The 20035-nt window shown below is 63.7% G+C and carries 18 protein-coding genes and 1 pseudogene; 7 read left to right on the forward strand and 12 right to left on the reverse strand.

What is annotated here, in order from left to right; translation table 11 throughout:
- The 4 genes and pseudogenes from NEK97_RS15490 to NEK97_RS15505 form a co-directional block, all read right to left on the reverse strand.
- Nucleotides 1–603, reverse strand: a pseudogene (locus NEK97_RS15490) (HNH endonuclease); the annotation flags it as partial.
- A gap of 183 nt (nt 604–786) precedes the next feature.
- On the reverse strand, nt 787–1656 hold the full coding sequence (locus NEK97_RS15495; protein ID WP_257370701.1) for a class II glutamine amidotransferase: 870 nt from the start codon (nt 1654–1656) through the stop codon (nt 787–789).
- Between the two features lie 21 nt (nt 1657–1677).
- A complete protein-coding gene (locus NEK97_RS15500; protein WP_257370702.1) occupies nt 1678–3078 on the reverse strand; it encodes a glutamate decarboxylase in 1401 nt (466 codons plus the stop codon).
- Nucleotides 3079–3320: 242 nt separating this feature from the next.
- Nucleotides 3321–3650, reverse strand: coding sequence for a hypothetical protein (locus tag NEK97_RS15505; RefSeq protein ID WP_257370703.1), 330 nt, complete (start codon nt 3648–3650; stop codon nt 3321–3323).
- Nucleotides 3651–4010: 360 nt separating this feature from the next.
- Between NEK97_RS15505 and NEK97_RS15510 the strand changes: the two genes are divergently transcribed.
- On the forward strand, nt 4011–4808 hold the full coding sequence (locus NEK97_RS15510) for a PRC and DUF2382 domain-containing protein (RefSeq protein WP_257370704.1): 798 nt from the start codon (nt 4011–4013) through the stop codon (nt 4806–4808).
- A 293-nt stretch (nt 4809–5101) separates the two neighbouring features.
- Here NEK97_RS15510 and NEK97_RS15515 read toward each other — a convergent pair whose 3' ends face one another.
- Nucleotides 5102–6961: a glycoside hydrolase family 15 protein gene (locus tag NEK97_RS15515; protein ID WP_257370705.1), complete on the reverse strand. Its 1860-nt coding sequence runs from the start codon at nt 6959–6961 to the stop codon at nt 5102–5104.
- Between the two features lie 119 nt (nt 6962–7080).
- Between NEK97_RS15515 and NEK97_RS15520 the strand changes: the two genes are divergently transcribed.
- The 3 genes from NEK97_RS15520 to NEK97_RS15530 all read left to right on the forward strand — a co-directional run bounded on the left by NEK97_RS15520 (nt 7081) and on the right by NEK97_RS15530 (nt 8727).
- Entirely contained in the window at nt 7081–7980 is a 900-nt protein-coding gene (locus NEK97_RS15520) for an SDR family oxidoreductase (RefSeq protein WP_257370706.1), read from the forward strand.
- Nucleotides 7981–8088: 108 nt separating this feature from the next.
- Nucleotides 8089–8319, forward strand: a complete 231-nt coding sequence (locus NEK97_RS15525; RefSeq protein ID WP_235521211.1) for a DUF6458 family protein — start codon at nt 8089–8091, stop codon at nt 8317–8319.
- A 123-nt stretch (nt 8320–8442) separates the two neighbouring features.
- Nucleotides 8443–8727, forward strand: a complete 285-nt coding sequence (locus NEK97_RS15530) for a hypothetical protein (RefSeq protein WP_235521209.1) — start codon at nt 8443–8445, stop codon at nt 8725–8727.
- Between the two features lie 23 nt (nt 8728–8750).
- On the opposite strand, the gene NEK97_RS15535 is transcribed toward NEK97_RS15530, so the two are convergent.
- Complete coding sequence (locus tag NEK97_RS15535) at nt 8751–9344, reverse strand: histidine phosphatase family protein (RefSeq protein ID WP_257370707.1); 594 nt, start codon at nt 9342–9344, stop codon at nt 8751–8753.
- A gap of 30 nt (nt 9345–9374) precedes the next feature.
- Complete coding sequence (locus NEK97_RS15540; protein WP_257370708.1) at nt 9375–10253, reverse strand: helix-turn-helix transcriptional regulator; 879 nt, start codon at nt 10251–10253, stop codon at nt 9375–9377.
- A gap of 158 nt (nt 10254–10411) precedes the next feature.
- Between NEK97_RS15540 and NEK97_RS15545 the strand changes: the two genes are divergently transcribed.
- Nucleotides 10412–11296, forward strand: a complete 885-nt coding sequence (locus tag NEK97_RS15545; protein WP_257370843.1) for an aldo/keto reductase — start codon at nt 10412–10414, stop codon at nt 11294–11296.
- Nucleotides 11297–11546: 250 nt separating this feature from the next.
- On the forward strand, nt 11547–12914 hold the full coding sequence (locus tag NEK97_RS15550) for a serine/threonine-protein kinase (RefSeq protein WP_257370709.1): 1368 nt from the start codon (nt 11547–11549) through the stop codon (nt 12912–12914).
- 55 nt (nt 12915–12969) lie between these two features.
- On the opposite strand, the gene NEK97_RS15555 is transcribed toward NEK97_RS15550, so the two are convergent.
- Complete coding sequence (locus tag NEK97_RS15555; RefSeq protein ID WP_257370710.1) at nt 12970–14199, reverse strand: GAF domain-containing sensor histidine kinase; 1230 nt, start codon at nt 14197–14199, stop codon at nt 12970–12972.
- 79 nt (nt 14200–14278) lie between these two features.
- Between NEK97_RS15555 and NEK97_RS15560 the strand changes: the two genes are divergently transcribed.
- Nucleotides 14279–15685 (forward strand): MFS transporter, encoded by a 1407-nt coding sequence (locus NEK97_RS15560; RefSeq protein WP_257370711.1) that lies wholly within the window; start codon nt 14279–14281, stop codon nt 15683–15685.
- A 107-nt stretch (nt 15686–15792) separates the two neighbouring features.
- Here NEK97_RS15560 and NEK97_RS15565 read toward each other — a convergent pair whose 3' ends face one another.
- From NEK97_RS15565 to NEK97_RS15580, 4 genes are read right to left on the reverse strand one after another with little or no spacing between them, the layout of a single operon-like run.
- The gene (locus NEK97_RS15565; protein WP_257370712.1) at nt 15793–16797 is read right to left on the reverse strand and encodes a hydroxyacid dehydrogenase; all 1005 of its coding nucleotides are present in this window, start codon (nt 16795–16797) and stop codon (nt 15793–15795) included.
- Nucleotides 16794–17705, reverse strand: coding sequence for a carbohydrate ABC transporter permease (locus NEK97_RS15570; RefSeq protein ID WP_257370713.1), 912 nt, complete (start codon nt 17703–17705; stop codon nt 16794–16796). The genes NEK97_RS15565 and NEK97_RS15570 overlap by 4 nt, the downstream gene beginning before the upstream one ends.
- Nucleotides 17702–18649 carry a carbohydrate ABC transporter permease gene (locus NEK97_RS15575; protein ID WP_257370714.1) on the reverse strand — a complete coding sequence of 316 codons (948 nt, stop codon included), beginning with the start codon at nt 18647–18649 and terminating at the stop codon, nt 17702–17704. The genes NEK97_RS15570 and NEK97_RS15575 overlap by 4 nt, the downstream gene beginning before the upstream one ends.
- A 59-nt stretch (nt 18650–18708) precedes the next feature.
- Nucleotides 18709–20022, reverse strand: a complete 1314-nt coding sequence (locus NEK97_RS15580; protein WP_257370715.1) for a sugar ABC transporter substrate-binding protein — start codon at nt 20020–20022, stop codon at nt 18709–18711.
- Between the last annotated feature and the right edge of the window lie 13 nt (nt 20023–20035).

The raw sequence follows: 20035 nt of genomic DNA on the forward strand, positions 1-20035 counted from the left end.
ACTGATCCGCAACCGGGCGCGGAGGAACTGTGCGGCGTTCCGGTAGCCGTCATCGAGCAGGGCCGCGTCGCTGGTCCGGATGACCGCGTGAGCGTCGCTGGCCTCACCGGCCTGGCTGGGAACAGCGTGCTCCTGGGTGCCTGGCGAGGTCTCGGTCCATCCCGTGGACCAGCCGGGGGCGGCGGAGGACTGGGCGCCTCGAGCTTCATTCCGGGTCCGTTCCACAGCCTGTGCCGCTACGACCTGCAAATACTCCAACGACCGCGAAAGCTCCTCCACCCGCCCAGCAAAATCCGCAGCCTCAACCAGCCCAAGGAGCCGTGCTTGCCCAGGAGCCGACGCCCTCAGCCACCTCAGGGCGGACGCACTGTCCTCCAATGCGTCGGCCAGTTCAGGGGTGGAGTAATTTGTATCCGCAGGATCCAAGGCGCTTAACAGCTGTGAGACCTCGGACTGCGACGCCCCCGGATCGTTGGCACGGTCCGTGGTCGCCGTCGAACCTTCGAACAGGGCCCGCATCGGGTTAGTACCAGAATCGAGCGACAAGGCATCGCCGCGGGACGAACCCGTCCGCCTCTCCACCGCCTGCCTGCTGCTTCCCATACAGGAACCCTGTCACGCCGAACCTCCCCCGGATCAGCCCCTTTCCGGCCTATGTGGAAAACCCCGACAACGAGCCCGCACCAGGAGCCCGCACCACGAGCCCGAGCCACCACCCGCGGAGGCGGCAGGTCGCCGTCGAGCGTTACAGCCGTCGAGCGTTAGAGGGGTCCAACCCGCGGCGGATTACGGCGTCTGCGAAGCCGCTGCCGTCGGTTCAAGATCCGCGAGCGTGAGGAGGTGGACGGGGTCGACGTCGAATGGCACCGTGGAGGTCACTGTAAGGTCCGCGCCAACATGGACCAGTTCGCCGGACGCCAGGGGGTGCCAACCGGGATTGTTGTCCATGGGCTCGGTAGCGAAGAGGACGTGAGGTGCTCGGGCAAGATCAGTGCTGCGGGAACTGATCCGCTTGCTCCTGGCATCAAGCGGGGCTCCGCGGTCCGGCGCTGTCGCGGGATTCCGCTTCAACATATAGAGAGGGTGGGTTGCTGGGTACCGGAGGGCCCACATGTCGGTCGCCGTGGACAGGATGAAGTTGAGGCTGAAGACGGGCAGTTCGCGCGCGATCCAGCGCACGGCCTGCACAATGCCCGCACCAACATCGCCGCCGGCCAGCCGGGTTTCTGCAGTGATCAGCGCGAAGAACCGCTCGCTGTCGGATTGCCCCAGCACCAGTCCCGCGACTCCGAGCGATGTTAGTCGCCGGTCGAGTTCGTCCAGACCGTGAAGCACTCCGTTGTGGGCAAACAGCCGGTTGTCCTGCTCGAAGGGGTGGGTGTTGACCATAGTGAGCGCACCTGTGCTCGCGTACCGGACGTGTGCCAGGAAGGTGGTGCTCTTCAGGTCGCGCGCCTCGCGGGCGAAAGCATGATCCTGCCAGGCCGCCAATGGTTGCTTGGCCATGCGGGCCTCGCCCTCGGCGTCGTACGTGCCTATCCCGGCCCCGTCCGGCTCCCGGTGGCTTTGCACCGAGAGGCTGTCCGGGGCGTCCAGCAACCAGAAGGTGGCTCGTACCGGTCGGGCTCCGGCATGGAGTCCAAAGAGACGGCACATGTGTGCCTCCTTTTCACGGGGTCAGTGATGGAATCCTTCTGCTTGCTTGTCGCCGGGCATTGGCGCGGTGAGGCTGTCCAGGTAGTCGACCTCTTTCTTCAGGTCGGCGAGGAAACTTGAGGCGAGGTCGCGCGTGAAACCGTTCCGGACCACGATCCTTTGAACCGTGATGTCACTGAGGCCGTCGGGCAGGGGATAGGCCGGCACCAGCCATCTATTCATCCGCAATCGCTCCGACAAGTGGTGCAGGTTCCAGTGCTCGGTGTGGCCGTCCTTGAGCTGCCAGGCGAAGACGGGAATGTCTGAACCATCGCTCCACAGGGTGAAGGCGTCCATGGCGCCGATTTCGTTGGACAGGTAGAGCGCGACGTCCCGGGAGGTCGCCTGAACCGACCGGTACCCTGCAAAGCCGAGCCGCAGAAAGAGGTAGTACTGCAACAGGACCTGGGCGCCGGGTCTTGAGAAGTTCAGCGCAAAGGTGGGCATATCACCACCGAGATAGCTGACGTGGAAGATCAGGTCTTCGGGCAGTGCCGCTGCGTCCCGCCAGACCACCCAGCCCAGGCCGGGGTAGACCAACCCGTATTTGTGGCCTGAGGTGTTGATGGAAGCAACCCGCGGGAGCCGGAAATCCCAGACCGTTTGTGGCTGCAGGAAAGGTGCCACCATGGCTCCGGAGGCGCCGTCGACGTGAATGGGAATGTCCAGGCCGCGGCGTTCTTGAATGTCGTCGAGGGCCTCGGAAATCAGGCGGACGGGTTCGTAGACGCCGGTGTATGTGACACCCATGATGGCTACGACGCCGATGGTGTTTTCGTCGACGTACTGGTCCAGGTCATGCCCGTCGAGCATCGGGTGTTCAGCGGAGACAGGAACGAATTTGGGCTCCACCTCCCAATAGTTGCAGAACTTTTCCCAGCACACCTGGACGGCGGAGCTGAGGACGAGATTGGGCTTGTCGGTTGGCTTCCCTGCCTCGCGCCGGGCGTGCTGCCAACGGCGTTTCAACGCCAGGCCGCCCAGCATGCAGGCTTCGGAGGAGCCGATGGTGGATGTTCCGATGCTCTTTTCCGGGTCCGGCGCATTCCACAGGTCCGCGAGCATCCGCCAGCATCGAGTTTCGATGAGTGCCGTTTGAGGGTACTCGTCCTTGTCGATCATGTTCTTGTCGAACGTTTCGGCATACAGCTGGGACGCTTCGGGTTCCATCCATGTCCCCACGAACGTCGCGAGGTTCAGTCGCGAGTTTCCGTCGAGCATCGCTTCGTCGTGGACAACCTGGTAAGCCGTGGATGGCAGGGCCTCGCCCTCGGGCATGGTGAAGCGCGGAAAGATGGTTGACTCTCCGGGCCTGCTGAACAGGGGATTGAGCTCGACGGCGTTGTTCGGCTCGCGCTGTGACGTTCGATGGGATCTGCTCATGGGCTGGCTCCTAGGGGCTCGTCCTCGGGAATGGTCCGCGCGCTGCGGAGCAATACCTGTCTGTGGCTCACGCTACCTGCGGAAGCCAGCATGCCCAAACACTGGCACGCGAACACTTGCGCCCACAATCACAGGTGCCTGGAGCGATCCGTGCGTCGGGCTTTGGCAGGCATACGAAAAGCGTCCGACGGCGGTGCTCGCCGACGGACGCTTCATGGCACGGGTGCCGCATGGGCGGCAGGCTAGTCCGGGATTTCCATCTGGAAGCCGCACTCATCGCAGTGCAGGACCCGGGTGTTGAGGTAGACCTCAAGCTCCGGATCGACGATGCGCCCGGTGGTGGCGGACAGCTGGGTCAGCTTCCCGGCGCCGGTATGCATTGGTATCCCGCAGTGCAGGAAATGCTTTCCGAACTGCAGCAGTCCGGAGGATGGGTTAGAGGTGTTGAGGACATCGGCGACGTCGGCAACCGTTGCTGCATGCGCGCGGAAGGATCCGCACTTTCTGCAGTTGTAACGGACGCGGACAAGGCCCACCGAGAGGTCTGAATGGGCGTCGATGGTGTCGACCATGAGGTGTTGATTGGTGCGGCACTTTTCGCAACTGGGTTGGCGTGCCTGGTGGGAGGAAGAAAGAGGTTGCTGTGCTGACTGAGCAGTCATTGTGGACCCTGAAGGGTTAAAGAGAGGTGGATACCTTTGGCACAAGTACAGTTTCTCCTCATCGAGCGTAAGCTCCTGCTGGCCCGGATAGCAAGCGTGGGAATACTTGGCCCGGGGCCTTGCCAAGCAAACGCTAAGCATGCTTATCATTATTTGTTCCTTGAAGTCGATGGGTTGATTCAGTTCCCCGTCGGCGTCCGGAAATCCTGCCCGGTGATGCAGCCCGCTCGGCAAATCCACAGTAAGAGAACCGCATTCCAAGGAGACATCATGCTCGCGAGGGAAAACATTGACCGCCTGATGGGCCTGAATGGAAACGTCCGCACCACAGAGGGTGACAAGGTCGGATCCATCGGCACGTTCTACACCGACGATGACACCGGCGAACCCACATGGGTCACCGTCAAGACGGGCCTTTTTGGCAGTTCGGAATCGTTCATTCCACTCCAGGAAGCCACGGTGGACGGCGATGACGTGGTAGTTCCGTACAGCAAGGACCACATCAAGGACGCGCCGAGGGTTGCCGAAGACGGGCACCTCGACCCGGGCGAGGAAGTCCGCCTCTACAATCACTACCAGCTGGATGGTGGGACCGGATTTAGCGGACGGGATGACTACGCGACCCGCGACACCAGCACAACCCGCGACACGGAGGCGGTCCGCGACTCAGGGACAACCCGCGACGACGACGGCGCAATGACACGCTCGGAGGAACGGCTCAACGTTGGCAAGGAAAGCCAGGCCACCGGCCGTGCCCGCCTGCGCAAGTACATCACCACCGAGAACGTCACCACGACCGTCCCGGTGCAGCGCGAGGAAGTCCGGGTCGAACGTGAACCGATCACGGACGGGAACTCGGGCGATGCCATGAGTGGTCCTGAACTCACGGAGAGCGAACATGAGGTAACGCTGCACGAGGAGCGTCCGGTGGTGGACAAGGAGACCGTGCCGGTGGAGCGCGTACGCCTCGAAAAGGACACGGTCACCGACGAAGTCCAGGTGGATGAGGAAGTCCGCAAGGAGCGCATCGATACCGAGGGCACGGGAACCGGCGAAACCCGCCGCTGACCACTCGTTGCTAGGCCCGCTCTGCGCCCAAAGATCACGTCGGAGGGTGCGGAGCGGGCCTCACAACACGGCTGCCCGGTAAGTGCCGCTACCGCAAAGGCGCTGGCGATGGGACGATCTTCGTATGGGCGAACAGGAGCGAGAGCAGCCCGACACGCCGTCGGGCACAGCGTCAGAGGACCGGGGAGACCCGACAACCCAGCAGATGAGGACCGTAGGGCAGCGCCGTCGGGAAGCCGAACGCAAGTTGGACCTGCACCTCGAAGAAGCCAGCCACAAGGGTGAACCGTCCGCTAGCGAAGGCGAGGATCATTCCGAAGCATAGATCCCCCGGCCGAGGTCGGATGCTTGGGATGGCCCATCGGCTGGTCGCTGCTGTGGGCCTCTCCGTGGTGCAGCTGCATGGCACTGTGGATGAGCGGGAAGTGGCTGAAAGCCTGCGGCGTATTGCCCAACTGCCGTTGGGTGCGCGGGTCCCATTCTTCGCTGAGCAAGCCAACATCGTTGCGTAGCGTCAGGAGCCTTTCAAAGAGTTCCGTAGCCTCATCCTTGCGGCCTATGCCCAACAAGGCGTCGACCAGCCAGAATGAGCAGGCCAGGAAAACGCCTTCATCGCCGGGCAGTCCGTCGTGGCCGGAATCGGTGCGGTAGCGCAGCACGAAGCCGTCCTCGGTGAGCTCCTTTTGGATGGCATCCACCATCCCGACCACTCCGGGGTGCCTGTGCGGCAGGAAGCCAACACGGGGTATCAGGAGCAGGCTCGCGTCGAGTTCCTTGCTGCCGTAGGCCTGGACAAAGGTGTTGCGGTTTGTGTCGAAGCCCTTGGCCATGACGTCGGCGTGTATTTCGCTCCGCAGGGCGGCCCAGCGGTCGTGGGGTCCCGGCAACCCGGACGTGCGCACGGCCTTGACCATGCGGTCGGCGGCAACCCATGCCATCACCTTTGAGTGGGTGAAGTGCTGCCGCGGGCCACGCATTTCCCACAGTCCGTTATCTGGCTTGTCCCAGGCTCCTTCGAGGTACTCCATCAGTGCCACCTGGATGTCCCAGGAATTGTCCACGGTGCCCGCGGGAGAAGCGGCACGCGTGAGGGAGAGGCCGTCCAACACCTCACCCCAGACGTCCAGCTGTAGCTGCGGAGCGGCTGCGTTGCCGGTGCGGACCGGCTGTGAACCTTCGTAACCGGACAGCCACGGCACGTCTGCCTCGGGGAGTCTCCTGGCGCCGTCGAGCCCGTAGACAATCTGAAGTTCAGAAGGGTCTCCGGCGATGGCGCGGAGCAGCCAATCACGCCAGGCGGCGGCCTCTTCCGTGTACCCGGCCGCGAGGAGGGATTGCAGGGTCAAAGTGGCGTCACGCAGCCAGCAATAACGGTAATCCCAATTGCGGGGACCGCCGATCTGCTCCGGCAACGACGTGGTCGCTGCTGCGACGATCCCGCCGGTGGGCGCGTAGGTCAGGGCCTTGAGGGTGATCAGGGACCTCTCGACGGGTTCCTTGTATTTGCCCGCCATTTCACTGCGGCCGATCCACTCAAGCCAGAAAGACCCGGTGGCCCCAAGGGCACGGTAGGGGTCGATCCGCCGTGGTTCCTTCTCGTGGCTCGGGGCCCAGCGGAGCACGAAAGGGACCTTGTCGCCGGCGCGGACGGTGAAGTCGCTGTAGGTCCGGCGATCCCGGCCTTCGAGCGGGGCGTGTGTTGTGAGGTAGGCGGAATCAGGGCCGGCCACCGCGCTGATGCCGTGCTTTCCGTGCCGTACCCACGGCACTACCCGGCCGTAATCGAAGCGCAGGACCAGCTCCATGTGCATGTCCACCTCGCCGGAGAGCCCCTCGACGATCCGCACCACGTCCACTGCGTCATCGCGGACCGGCATGAAGTCGATAACCCGCACGGAGCCGCCGTCGACGTCCCATTCGGTTTCCAGGATCAACGTGTCTTCGCGGTACTGGCGGCGGGTGCAGACTCCCTCGCTTGGTGTCCCGGCGGGTGCGATCAACCAGCGGCCCGCCTCGGGGGAGTCCAACAATGCCGCGAAGCACGCGGGCGAATCAAACCGGGGGAGGCACATCCAATCAATGGACCCGCTCCGCCCCACCAGCGCGGCAGTGTTCAGGTCCCCGATCATCGCATAGTCCTCAATCCTGGCCATGGAAACGATCCTAGTCCGCGCCACCCCGGCAATGACCACCACGGTGATGCGCGGGAGGGTCTGGCCTCGCGTGGGTGGTCGTGCTACCAATGACCCAGGAACTACTTCCGGGAGAATCCATGGCTGACGATCTGCCTGTCCTTGTAGTTGGCGCCACCGGTTTCCTGGGTGGCCAGGTTGTTGATGAGCTGCTCAAGCGCGGCAAGAAGGTCCGGGCCCTGGTCCGGCCGCAGTCCAGCGCGGCGAAGCTTGAGGCGAAGGGCGTGGAGGTAGTCCGGGGCGATATGCTCGACGCCGGTTCCCTGATCACCGCGATGACGGGCGTGTCCGCGGTCGTCTCGACGGCTGCCGGATATACGCGGAACGACAAGAACGCCAAAGCCATCGATACCTACGGCAACAGCAACCTCGCGGTTGCGGCCAAATACGCCGGCGTGCCGCGGTTCGTTCTCATCAGCATCGTCACCAGCGACCAAACACCACAAATCCCGCACTTCTGGAACAAGAAACTGGCAGAGGACAAGCTGGAAGAACTCGGAGTGCCATTCGTTGCACTCCGTCCCGGGGCTTTCTTCGACCAGGTGGCCACCATGGGTGGCGGCAACCCCTTCGATAGAGGGCGGCTTACGTGGCTGGGTTCCAAGGATGTGCCGCTCACGTTCGTGCTCGCCAGCGACCTTGCCGGGTATTTGGCGGAGGCGGTGGACGCCGACGTGGCTGACGGGGAGAGGATCGATATCGGCTGGACCCGCCCGGTCAGCATCCTCGAGGTGGCCTCCCTGGTTGAGAAGCACTCCGATAAGCCGGTCAAGGTCATGGCCATGCCCGAGCCCTTGCTCATTGGCCTCGGCAGGGTCACCTCAAAGGTCGTCCCGCTGGTCAGTGACATGGCCAGCATGGTGGCATGGTGGGATACCGGGAAATACGTGGCCGACACCAGCCGCCAGGAGCAGGTCTTCGGCCCGGTTCCCACCCCGGAGGAAGCAATCGCCAGGCTGGCCGCCCGCTTCGGGCGCTGAACACAGCATTCAGCAAATGCTGGTGGGAGCGGCAAAAGATAAGTATCCTGATGACACGAATCCGGCCGAGGGTGCTACCTCGCGCTGGACAAACATGAGGAGCACGTTATGAGAATCGGTTCTTCCATTGCCCTGATCGCCATCGGTGCCATCCTGGCCTTCGCGCTCGCCCCCGGACTCATCCCCTTCCTGGACCAGGTCCTGGTTGGGTACATCCTGATCGTGGTAGGCGTCATCGGCCTGATCATCTCCATTGCCATGTCCAACAGGACCCGCCGCACCGTCGTCGAGCGGCGCACGGCGCCGACGACAGTAGTTGAGCATCGTCCCGAGGTCTGAGCGGCTAAGATTCAGCAGCCGACCTTAAGGCAAGAAAGGCACGACGGCGACCTTCCGCCGTCGTGCTTTTGCTCTTGTCCCGCCGTGGACGGCAGGACCCTCCGCACAGCGTAGGCTGCTTCCATGGAGAAGACATTCGACATCGAGCCCGTGAACCAGAACGAATACCTGGTGCGCTGGAGATCTGAAGGGCAAACCGGGGAATCCCTGGTCCACACCAACCCGGAATTCCTCGCCGAAGCCGGCCTGGACGGCTTCGACGAGCAGCTGGTGGTTGAGGAAACCACCACCTATCTGGCGGAGCACCAGCCCGTGATCGACTTTCCCCAAACTGTCGACCTGGAAGAGATCGCGGCAGCCTACGGGGACTATGCGGAGCAGCTCAAAGCGCGGCTCGGGGCCAGGTAGTTGGCGGGGCCAAGGCGGTCATCTCAGGCGTCGACGTCGGCCGTCACCCGTTCGCCGTTGAAGTACTCCAACTCCCAACCGTCCGTGACGTGGTGGTGGGCAAGGTTCAGGACGGCGTTATGGACGCTGTCCAGCGTTCGGCCGATGGCGCGATTGAGCGTCAAACGGATCAGGGTGCCGTGCGCAACCACCAGGACACGCTTGCCGGCGAACTCACTGGCCAGTGACTCAAGTGCCGCCAGTCCGCGCGTGGCAGCGTTGTCGTCGCTCTCGCCTCCGCGGAAGCCGCCGGGGATACGCAGTGCCTCCAGCTCGGGGCCCGCCTGCAAGCCTTCCGCAGGCCCAAAGCTGCGTTCGATGAGGTCGGGAACGAGCCGCGAAACAGTGAGTCCCAGGCCCTCGGCGATGATCTCCGCGGTCTCGGCAGCACGGCCCAACGGCGAAGACACCACCACATCCCACTGCCGGTCCGACAATGCGGCCACCGCGTCGCGCGCCTGGCCACGACCGACGTCGTTGAGCGGGATATCGGTGGAACCCTGCAACCGGCGCTCTGCGTTCCAGTCGGTCTGGCCGTGGCGGACGAGGGCGAAAGTTGTTCGGGTCATGCTTTCCATTGTGCCTTGCGCCCAGACGGGTGGTCGAAGTCAGCTCTCCTGGACGGCGGTCTCTGTCGTCTCGCGCTGGGTGGCGGCCCAGCTGGCGAGCATTTTCAGGGCGTCTTCAGAAGGTGTGCCCGGATCGGCGGTGTAGACGTTGATGCGCAGTCCAGGGTCGGCGGGAAGTTCCATTGCTTCGTAGCTCAGGTCCAGGTCGCCGACGACGGGGTGGTGGAGCCGCTTGCGGCCGGTGCGGTGGTATTTCACGTCGTGCCGGGCCCACCGCGTGCGGAACTCTTCGCTGCGGGTTGAGAGTTCACCGACCAGGTCCGTGAGGTCTTTGTCGTAGGGGTTTTTCCCTGCTGCGGAGCGAAGGACCGCGACGACGTCGTCCGCGCTGCGTTCCCAATCTGCGAAGAACTCCTGCGCTTTCGGGTTCAGGAAGGTGAACCGGGCGCTGTTCGGCGGGGTGACCTTTTCGGCCATCATGTCCAAGTACAGGGCCCGGCCGAGTTCGTTGGCAGCAAGGACATCGCCACGGTCGTTGCGCACCCAGGCGGGCGCGGCGGTGATCGCATCGATGACGCGCTGCACGCTGGGACGCACCGTCTGCGGGCTGCGCTTGCGCCGCACCCGCGGGGAAGCGGTGGCAGCGCGGGCGAGATCAAAAAGGTGGGCCGTTTCGGCGTCGTCGAGTTTGAGCGCACGGGCGAGGGCTTCAAGGACGCTGTCGGAGGCGCCGGAGAGGTTTCCGCGCTCAAGCCGGATGTAGTAGTCGATGCTCATCCCGGCGAGCATCGCGACTTCCTCGCGGCGCAGCCCGGTAACGCGCCGGTTACCGCCATAGGCAGGCAGGCCGGCTTCCTCCGGCGTGATCCGTGCACGGCGGGAACTCAGGAACTTCCGCACGTCATCGCTCTGTGTCATGGCATCCACGCTACGCGCCCCCACTGGGACCAGGGAGGGACTGGCGGTACCCGGATCGACAGTGACTCCCGGAGCATAAGGAACCACGGTTGCATTGAAAGCACGAAACCTGCCACGGCCCTCACCCGGCCCACCTGTATACCGTGAAAGGCATGATCATGGAACTTACCCTCAATAACGGCGTAACGATGCCGGCGCTTGGTCTTGGCGTCTTCCAAAGCGCCCCTGAGCAGACAACGGCGGCCGTTGACGCTGCGCTCGCTGTCGGGTACCGGCACATCGACACCGCCGCAGCGTATGGCAACGAACGAGAGGTCGGCCAAGGCATCCGGAAATCGGGACTTGACCGTTCCGAAGTGTTCATCGAGACCAAGGTCTGGGTCAGCGACTATGGCTACGACCAGACGCTGCACGCTTGGGATAAGGCCGCCGGCAAGCTCGCAACGGGTTACCTTGACCTGCTCATCCTGCATCAGCCGGCCCCCGACCGGTTCAACAAGACCGTCGCAGCATATAAGGCACTTGAAACCCTTCTGGCCGACGGTCGGGTGCGGGCTATCGGGGTCAGCAACTTCATGCCACACCACATGGATCAGCTGCTCGACTCCACGACCGTTGTCCCTGCAGTGAACCAGATTGAGCTGCACCCGTACTTTGCCCAACTGTCCGTCCAGGCAAAGGATGCCGAGCACGGCATTCTTACCCAGGCGTGGTCACCGATCGGCGGCATCACTTTCTACCCCGGCTGGGGCGGTGAGGACCGCCGCAACGTCATGCAGGACCCGGAGATTGCCGTCATCGCTCAGGCCCACGGGAAAACCCCGGCGCAGGTCATGCTTCGCTGGCACCTGCAGCAGGGCCGCTCGGCTATCCCCAAGTCAACCAATCCGGCGCGCATCGCCGAGAACTTCGACGTGTTCGGCTTCGAACTCTCTACTGCGGAGCTCGCGGCCATCGACGCCCTCGACACCGGCGTCCGCAGTGGACCGGACCCCGACGTGGCGCGCGAAGAACGTTTCGCCATGGTCATCCCCGAAGCCTGAGAGCCACCACCCACGACGAGTACAACGGACGATGACGCCGCATTGCCCTCCCCCCTCTTACTAAGTATCCTGATTACTAATCTGGTGAACCGGATGATGCTGTTTGGGCTGGGGGTCGCTCAAGCCGCGGTTGTTGAAGCAGTCGGCGACGCGCGGCTACCGTGAAAGTTTGATTGACGGCATTACTTGGTGACGGCGGACCCCCCGGGGTTACGTGCAGCCGGGTGGGGCCTGAAGGGCGTGACAATTCGTGGGCAACAATGACGAGGCCGTGGACTCCCGCGTCCCCGATTCCATCGACGACACACTGGATGGCCGATACCAGCTGGGTCCGGTTTTGGGCCGTGGGGCCATGTCGACCGTGTACCGGGCCACAGACCTGCTTCTTGGCCGTGACGTGGCCATCAAGATCTTCCTCCCGGGCTCAGGCGACGATTCGTTCCGTGCCCGGCAGGAAACTGAGATGCGTCTCCTGGCCAGTTTTGACCACCCCGGGCTCGTGGCTGCCTTCGACGTGGGCGTCGATACACGCAACGACGAAGAGCGGGCGTACCTGGTCATGGAACTCGCTGAAGGCCGTGACCTCCGGGCCCTATTGGCCGACGGTCCGCTCACCGTCCCCGAGGTTGCCCGCATCGGGGCGCAGATCGCGGGCGCACTCTCCCAGGTGCATGGCCACGGCGTCATCCACCGGGACATCAAGCCAGCCAATATCCTGGTATCCGACGACGCCGGGCTCGCCCAAAAGGTTAAGCTGGCGGACTTTGGCGTCGCCCTGGTGGTGAACGACAGCCGCCTTACGGCAACGGGCTTTACCGTGGGCACCGCCCAGTACCTCAGCCCCGAGCAGGCGCAGGGCCTGGGCCTGACTCCCGCGAGCGACATCTACTCATTGGGGCTGGTGCTCCTCGAGTGCCTCACCGGCAAGGCTGAATACCCCGGCACCCCTATCGAGACCGCTTCGGCGCGCCTGCACCGCGCGCCGGAAATACCGGCCGGGTTGCCTGCCCCGCTGCGTTCGCTGCTGGAAACCATGACCGACATGGATCCCGGAAAACGTCCCGCCGCAGCCGGCGTAGAGCAGGCCCTTGCTGATGACGGAATCCAGGCCGGGCGCAGGACGGCGGTGCTGCCGCCTTTGCCCTCCCGGCCGCCGGTGCGCGCTGCCGAAACCAAGGTTTCGATGGCCACGGTCATGACCCTTCATAAGCGGCGGCCCAAGACTGTCTGGGGTGTCGGAGCAGCTGCGGTGACCGTGCCTTTGGCGCTGGTGCTGTTTACTCAAGGCCTGGCTCCCTCAGGTTCCACGGCAGACAACTCCCTGCCCGCAGAATCGGAAGTGTCGCAAGCGGATCCTCAGCCTGCCGCGCCGGTTGTTCCGGTTGTGCCGACGCCCGCCGGTGTCACGCCCGTCGAGGCCGACCCCGCGGCCGCCGTTCCTGCTGAAGTGGTCAACCTGCCGGAACCTGCGCCGGTCCCTGCCGTCCAGGCGCCTGCTCCCGTCCCGGCCGCAGTGCCAGGGGCAGCGACGGCGGATGAGAAGGGCAAGGATCGTGGCGGCAACAAGCCGGACAAACAAAAAGGAAACGGCCCCGCCAAGCAGCCCAAGGACCGGTAAGAAAGGCACGACGGCGGGTGTCCGCCGTCGTGCGGCCCCATCACCAGGTGCGTGGCTAGGGTTCGGCGGGAAAGCTGACGGCCACCGTGGTGCCGCCGCCCGGTGTTTCTGCGAGGTTGAGATCCCCGCCGTGTGCTTTGGCGATGTTGCTGCATGTAGCCAGGCCGAGGCCGGAGCCTGGTCCATCACCATTGCGTCGCAGGCGCACCAGGGGTTCCAGGACTTTGGCGCGGTCCTCCGGCGCGATGCCCTTGCCGTTATCGGCCACGAACACGGTGGTGCCGTGGTAGTTGGACACGCCGCTGATGCGGATCCTGAGTTCCCGCTCGGGGCTGCTGTAGTTCATGGCGTTGGACACCAGGTTCTGGAGCAGGATGCGGAGCTGGCCACGGTCCGCACGCAAGCTGATGTCTTCAACTTCCACGATTCCGGCGTGCTCCACCCCGAGGTCGCCGATGACCTCCTCCGTGACTTCCCGCAAGGAGATCTGTTCCGGCTGGATTCCGCCACCCACGCGGGAGTAGCTGAGGACGTCTTCGAGCATGCCCAGCATCCGCCGCCCGCTGGCACCAATCCGGTCCAGGTATCGTGCGGCAGTGCTGTTTGGTTCGACGTCGGGGTCGTCCTCCACCAACTCCACATAGCCAAGGATGGTGGTCAGCGGGATGCGGAGGTCGTGGCTGACCCTGCCCGCGAAACCGGCAAGCTTGGCGTTGCTGTCCTTGAGTTCGCTGTAGGTCCTGTCCAGCTGGACGGTGCGGTGCTGCAACTCAAGCAGCTCCACCACCTGCTTGGCGAGGACCTCCAGCATGCTCACCTGCTCAGGCCGCAGCTCGTTGGTCTTGTCGGAGAAAACACAGAGTGTGCCCGGGACAAAACCCGACTCTGTCTGCAGGGGCACGGAGGCATAGAAGCGTACTTTGCCGATTTCCCCGGTGACGAACGGGTTGTCGGCGAAACGCGGATCCTTGGAGGCGTCGGCCACGACGGTCCGTTCACGCGACAGGAAGACTTTTGCGCACATCGAATCTTCGCGGGAGCACACGCCCGGGTCAACGCCCCAGGCGCCGATCTGGTGCTGGTACTCGGCACTGATGATGTTCACCACTCCGAAGGGAGCGCCGCACAACTCAGTGGCGAGACGCACGAGGTTCTGCAGGGCGCTCATCACCGCAGCGTTGGGAAGCAAGGGGGAGCCTGCCTCGGGGTCCAATCCGTACTCCTGAAGTTGCAGGTCACGGCCGAGGTCGTCGGTGAAGGACAGCTGCCCCCGAACTTCCGTCATTAGAACATTCCCCCCAAGCTTCTTCAGGATTCCCTGCCGATACTACCGGGGAAATAGCCCGGATGGTTTACTAAGGGGCATGAGCGAGCAGGTCCCGGCCCAGGCCGGCGATTCCGACGCCATCGACCTCTCCCTACGGACGCCGGCAGAGCGGTCCCGTACCTTTACCGGGATCCTGGTCAACACTGCCCTGGCGAATATCACCACCAGCTATTTGTGGTTCGCGTTGACCTTCTGGGTGTACCTGGAAACCCGCAACGTCATTGCCACGGGGGTTATCGGCGGCGCCTACATGCTGTTGATCGCCCTCTCCAGCATCAGTTTCGGCACGTTCGTGGACCGATACCGGAAGCTTGCCGTGATGCGGTTCGCCGGAGCCTTCACCATGGTGATGTTTGTGCTCTCAGGCCTCATGTTCCTGGTGACACCCGAAGCGGCGCTGCTGGACCTTGCCCAGCCGTGGTTCTGGATCTTCACGGTCATCATCCTCGTCGGTGCCGTGGTGGAGAACCTGCGCAACATTGCCCTCTCCACCACGGTGACCATCCTGATCGAACCCGATCGGCGGGCCAACGCCAACGGCCTGGTCGGGATGGTGCAGGGGCTGATGTTCATTGTCACTTCCGTGCTCTCGGGCCTCTCCGTCGGCCTGTTGGGGATGGGCTGGACGGTGGTGGTGGCCATCGTCATGACCGTTCTCGCCTTCGCTCATCTGCTGAGTCTCCGGCTGCCCGAAGAAGTGCGTGCTGCTGCGTCCGATGCCCAAGGCGGCTTTGACCTGCGCGGATCATGGGCGGCCGTCATGGCGATCTCCGGGCTGTTCGCACTGATCCTGTTCTCAACGTTCAACAACTTCATCGGCGGCGTCTACATGGCGTTGATGGACCCCTACGGCCTGGAGATGTTCTCCGTGGAAATGTGGGGAACTGTCTTCGCCATCGGAGCCACGGGCTTCATCCTGGGCGGCGCGTTGATCAGCAAATTCGGTCTCGGGCAGAACCCGTTGCGGACCTTGCTCCTTGCTGTGGCAGTCATGGGCTTAGTGGGTGCCGTGTTTACGTTGCGCGAATGGGCCTGGCTCTACATTGTGGGGATCTGGCTCTACATGGCATTGGTTCCCGTGGTGGAAGCGGCTGAGCAGACCGTCATACAGAAAGTGGTGCCGCTCCACCGCCAAGGCAGGGTTTTTGGCTTTGCCATGGCCTTCGAATCCGCGGCGGCACCTGTTACTGCTTTCCTCATTGCCCCGATCGCCCAATTCTGGCTCATCCCCTATGCCCGCTCCGCTGAAGGTGCAGCCCGGTTGGAGCCGTTGCTGGGCGAGGGGACGTCCCGCGGCATCGCGCTGGTGTTCCTTGCGGCCGGCACCATCATGATCGTGGTGGCCGGAATCGCGTTCCTTACACCGGTCTACCGGAGGGTCTCCGCTTCATACGCCGGGTCCGGAGCGAAGGAGACGGAGAGCGAGAACGCGGCGAGCAATTGAAAGCCCACACCGTAGGCGACAGCCCGCTGGGCCGGACAGCAAGGGCAAGAGACGCACGACGGCGGGAGGTCGCCGTCGTGCGTTGCGTCGGTCCGCGCCCGGGTCACCTACGCCATGAAGGCGAGGTCCTCACGCCTGACCCTGAACCGCAGGGGTTCGCCGCGTGCCAGCCGCAGTGCCTCGTCGACGGCGCTCGCCGCCATACGCTCAAGCTCACTGCCCAGGGAACCCGCCACATGCGGGGTCAGCAGCACATTCGGATGGGTGTAAAAAGGGGAGTCGGAAGGCAGCACCCAGGGCGTCGTGACGTCCAGGATGGCGTACAGGTCACCCTGTTGGACCCTGGCGAGCAGCGCATCCTGGTCCACCAGTTCGCCTCGAGAGGTGTTGATGAACGTGGCACCGGGCCGCATCCGCTGCACCATCGCGGCGTCCATGAGGTTCCTGGTGGAAGGCAACGACGGCGCGTGGAGGCTCACGACGTCGGAGGTTGCCACCAGTTCGTCCAGGGTGACGCTGACGACGCCGAGGGCCGCAGCCGCTGCATCGTCCAGGTAGGGGTCCGAAACCACGACCTCAAGATCGTAGGGGGCGAGCAGCCGGATGACGTGCCGGCCGATCTTCGAAGCCCCAATGATCCCTACCTTTTTGCGATAGTTTCCCATGTCCGGAAAGAGCTGCTCGGGAAGCACCCCGGTCCGGGTGGAGTGCAGGGCCCGGGCAATCTGGAGGACCCGTTTATTGGCCAGGATGATCATGGCCACGGTGTATTCGGCCACGGGGATGGCGTTGGCGTCGGCCGCGGAGCTGACCTGGATGCCACGTTCCCAGCAGGCTTCACCAACGTGGTGTTTCACGCTCCCGGCGGCATGCAGGACGTAACGCAAACGCGGCGCGGCATCCAGGACAGTTTCGTCGATCAGGGGGCAACCCCAGCCGGTGATGAGGACATCGGCGTCAGCCAGCAAGGAACGGCCGGCCGGTGAATGGAAGTCCTGGATGGGCGCGCGGCCCAGCAGGTTGACGGAAGGTTCCAGTGGGTCCAGGCTTCGCGGCGGAAAAACGGCCCGTGCTGTGTGGACCGGCATGGCCAAGGCAACGTTCAAGTTCACTTGACGCTCCCTGCAGTGAGGCCGGATTTCCAGAAGCGCTGGAGCAGGATGAACGCCACCAGCAGCGGAAGGATGGACAGCAGCGAGCCGGTGATGACCATGGGTGTGAACTCGGGTTGGGGCAGCGCGTAGCCCTGCCAGATGGAGATGCCCACGCTGACGGGAAGCAACTTCTGGTCCTGCAGCATCACCAGGGGCAGCATGAAGTTGTTCCACACACCCACGAATTGGAACAGGGCGATGGTGACATAGCCGGGCATCATCATGGGCAGGCCCAGGGAGAAGAAGCTGCGGATGGGTCCCGCGCCGTCAACGCGGGCTGCTTCCAGGGTCTCGGCAGGGACATACGCCGCCGAGTAGACCCTGGCCAGGTACACACCGAACGGATTGCAGAGCACCGGGATGAGGATGGCCCAGATGGTGTTGGTGATCCCAAAGACGGAGGCCAGCAGGTACATGGGCAGGACGGTCGCGGTGTTGGGAATCAGCACGCCCACCAGGACGATGCCAAAGAACGAGTCCCGGCCGCGGAACTGGAATTTGTCGAAAGCGTAGCCGGCCATGACAGAGATCAGCCCACCGAGCACCGCGCCGAAGGCGGCATAGAACATCGAGTTCGCCATCCAGCGAAGGAAGACTCCGCCGTCCTGGTTCAGCACGGCGGCGACGTTGTCGAAGAATGCCGGGTGGCCGAATGCGTAAGCGGCGGTGCCGTAGAGGTCTGCCGTGTTCTTGGTGGATGCAAAGAGCAACCACACCACGGGAAGGACCATGTAGGCGCAGCCCAGGATCAGGAGTGCATTGACGGTGAACGAACTGGCAAAACCGCCGCTGCGGGCAGAACGTCGCCGTTTCAGTGGCGAAGCCGGGGCGGAAATCCCCGGGCGCGGCATCGTTGAGGTGCTCATGCTTTGTTCGTCCTTGAGCTGAAGCGGGTGACGGCCCAGGACAGCACGGCGGCCATGAGCGCGATAATGATGGAAGCGGCGGCGGCCTGGTTCAGGTTGTGCCGGTTGAACGCGGCGTCGTAGGCCCACATGTTGGGAACCCAGGTGCTGGTCACGGACGCCGTGGCCTTGGAAATAATCGACGGTTCCGTGAACAACTGAAGCGTTCCGATCACCGTGAACAGCATGATCGCGCTCAGGGCCGGGAGGATCAACGGCAACTTGATGCTCAGGGCACTCCTGATTTCACCGGCCCCGTCAACGCGGGCTGCTTCCAGGATTTCCCGCGGAACAGCCTGCAACGCGGTGAAGAGGATGATCACGTTGTACCCGGTCCATTCCCACACCGCGATGTTCACGATGGAGGGCAGAATCATCTGGTGGTCCAGGAAGTTCACCGCAACCCCTCCCGATTCCAGGGCTGAGACGATCGGGCTGACACCGGGTGTGTACAGGTACGCCCAGATCAGTGCGGCGATGACGCCCGGGACCGCATGCGGGAGGAAGACCAGCAACTGAAAGAGCTTCCTGGCCCGTGCCACGGCAGCATCCAGCAGGAGCGCGAAAGCGAGCGCCCCGCCCACCATGCACGGGATGTAGAGGGCACAGTACAGGGCGAGCCTGCCGATTCCTCCCACAAAGCTTTCCGACTGGAGGACCTGCAGGTAGTTTTCCAGGCCCACGAAGGATGTTTTGGCCTCGCTGAAGCCAAGACCGGATTTCTGCTGGGCAAAGAAGCTCAGCACCACCGCGTAGATAACGGGTGCCACCATCGCGACGGCGAATACTGCGAAGAAGGGGGTAAGGAACAGTGCCGCGGTCCGTCCTCCCGTTCCGGACATGGGGCGTTGTTTGCTGGATCCCGGGCGTTTGGCGCCTCGGACGGCAGGTACTTGGGTGACCATGGTTAATCTCCTCGCCGGTTGGTCGGCCCGGTGCTCCCGGGCCGAGCAGCCTCGCGGGCCTACTCCTTGACGGAGAGGCCGTTCTGCTTGAGTCCGTCAACGGTGGCCTTCTGGGCCGCATCCACGGCATCCCGGACTTTGCCCCCGGTGCTCAACGTGCCGTAAGCGTCCTTGAGGGCCGTGTTGGTGATGTCCCAGTTGGGACCCCACTGCCAGCCCGGTGTGATGGTGGAGTAGGCCTTATTGAAGACTTCGTAGATGTCGTTACCGAAGTAGCTGGCATCGAAAGCGCTTTGCGCAACGGGGGTCAGCCCCGGCGAGGCGAGGAAAGCGGAGCCGGTGTTGCCGCGGGCCTTGATGGCGTCCGGGCTGGTGGTCAGGTATTCGATGAACTTCGCCGCCGCAGCAGGGTTCTTGCTGCTCTTGGTGACGTTGAAGCTTGAGCCTCCGTAAAAGGCGTCCGACGGCGAACCCCAGTTGGGCACCTCCGCTGCGATCCACTGGCCCTTCTGCCCGCTGGCTTCGGTGCGCTTCTGGATGCCGGTTGCGCTCCAGTTGGCCCCCAGGACACCCACGACGGCGCCGCTGGCCAGGTCCGCGGACCACTCGTCACTGAAGGACTGCTGGACTTTGACGATTTTCTGGTCGATCAGCTTCTGCCAGTAGTCCGCTACCTTCCGCGTGGACTGGTCATTGATCCCGACCTTCCAGCTGTCCGCGTCGGTACCGAACCATTTGGCCCCGGCCTGCCAGGAGAGGGCTGCGGTCAGGGCAGCTTCGTTGGGGTTGAAGCTGGCCAGGTGGGCGTCGGGAGCCACGGCCTTGATCTTTTGGCCTGCGGCCTCGAACTCTTCCCAGGTCTTGGGCACCCCGACGCCGGCCTTCTCCAGCATGTCTTTGCGGTACCACATGATCATCGGGGCTGCGTCGTAGGGGAGCGCGTAGGTCTTTTCGTCGAACTGCACCAGGGCTTTGGTCTCATCGCTCAGTTTGTCGAGTGTTGCGGCCTTATCGATCAAGCCGTCCAGGGGCTGGAGTTGGCCGTTGCTGACGAACTGCGGCAGCTGGGGGTATTCGATGGTGGCAACATCGGGGCCGTTGCCGGCCGTGATGGCGGTGGACAGCTTTGCGTACCCTCCGCTCGCGCCGTTGGGTACGGTCTCGAAGGTGACCTTGATCTTGTCCTGGCTGGCATTGAATGCGGCAGCCACTTTGTCCATTCCTGCCAGCGATGACCAGAAAGTGACGGTGCCGGTGGGGTCCCCGGTAGGGGCGGGCGCGGATGTCGCGGCCGGGGAACTGCCGCAGCCGGTGATGAGGGCGGCGCTGGCCATGAGGCTGACCGTTCCGAGCAGAAGCTGGCGACGCTTCATTCTGTTCTCCTTT

This window comes from Paenarthrobacter sp. UW852, from assembly GCF_024608385.1.
Taxonomy (GTDB): Bacteria; Actinomycetota; Actinomycetes; order Actinomycetales; family Micrococcaceae; genus Arthrobacter.

Coding starts and splice junctions, on each gene's coding strand:
- NEK97_RS15570 (WP_257370713.1), bottom strand. CDS start 17,705: ATGAGCACCTCAACGATGCCGCGCCCGGGGATTTCCGCCCCGGCTTCG.
- NEK97_RS15510 (WP_257370704.1), top strand. CDS start 4,011: ATGCTCGCGAGGGAAAACATTGACCGCCTGATGGGCCTGAATGGAAAC.
- NEK97_RS15580 (WP_257370715.1), bottom strand. CDS start 20,022: ATGAAGCGTCGCCAGCTTCTGCTCGGAACGGTCAGCCTCATGGCCAGC.
- NEK97_RS15500 (WP_257370702.1), bottom strand. CDS start 3,078: ATGAGCAGATCCCATCGAACGTCACAGCGCGAGCCGAACAACGCCGTC.
- NEK97_RS15515 (WP_257370705.1), bottom strand. CDS start 6,961: ATGGCCAGGATTGAGGACTATGCGATGATCGGGGACCTGAACACTGCC.
- NEK97_RS15530 (WP_235521209.1), top strand. CDS start 8,443: ATGGAGAAGACATTCGACATCGAGCCCGTGAACCAGAACGAATACCTG.
- NEK97_RS15540 (WP_257370708.1), bottom strand. CDS start 10,253: ATGACACAGAGCGATGACGTGCGGAAGTTCCTGAGTTCCCGCCGTGCA.
- NEK97_RS15520 (WP_257370706.1), top strand. CDS start 7,081: ATGGCTGACGATCTGCCTGTCCTTGTAGTTGGCGCCACCGGTTTCCTG.
- NEK97_RS15545 (WP_257370843.1), top strand. CDS start 10,412: ATGGAACTTACCCTCAATAACGGCGTAACGATGCCGGCGCTTGGTCTT.
- NEK97_RS15535 (WP_257370707.1), bottom strand. CDS start 9,344: ATGGAAAGCATGACCCGAACAACTTTCGCCCTCGTCCGCCACGGCCAG.
- NEK97_RS15560 (WP_257370711.1), top strand. CDS start 14,279: ATGAGCGAGCAGGTCCCGGCCCAGGCCGGCGATTCCGACGCCATCGAC.
- NEK97_RS15505 (WP_257370703.1), bottom strand. CDS start 3,650: ATGGTCGACACCATCGACGCCCATTCAGACCTCTCGGTGGGCCTTGTC.
- NEK97_RS15495 (WP_257370701.1), bottom strand. CDS start 1,656: ATGTGCCGTCTCTTTGGACTCCATGCCGGAGCCCGACCGGTACGAGCC.
- NEK97_RS15525 (WP_235521211.1), top strand. CDS start 8,089: ATGAGAATCGGTTCTTCCATTGCCCTGATCGCCATCGGTGCCATCCTG.
- NEK97_RS15575 (WP_257370714.1), bottom strand. CDS start 18,649: ATGGTCACCCAAGTACCTGCCGTCCGAGGCGCCAAACGCCCGGGATCC.
- NEK97_RS15555 (WP_257370710.1), bottom strand. CDS start 14,199: ATGACGGAAGTTCGGGGGCAGCTGTCCTTCACCGACGACCTCGGCCGT.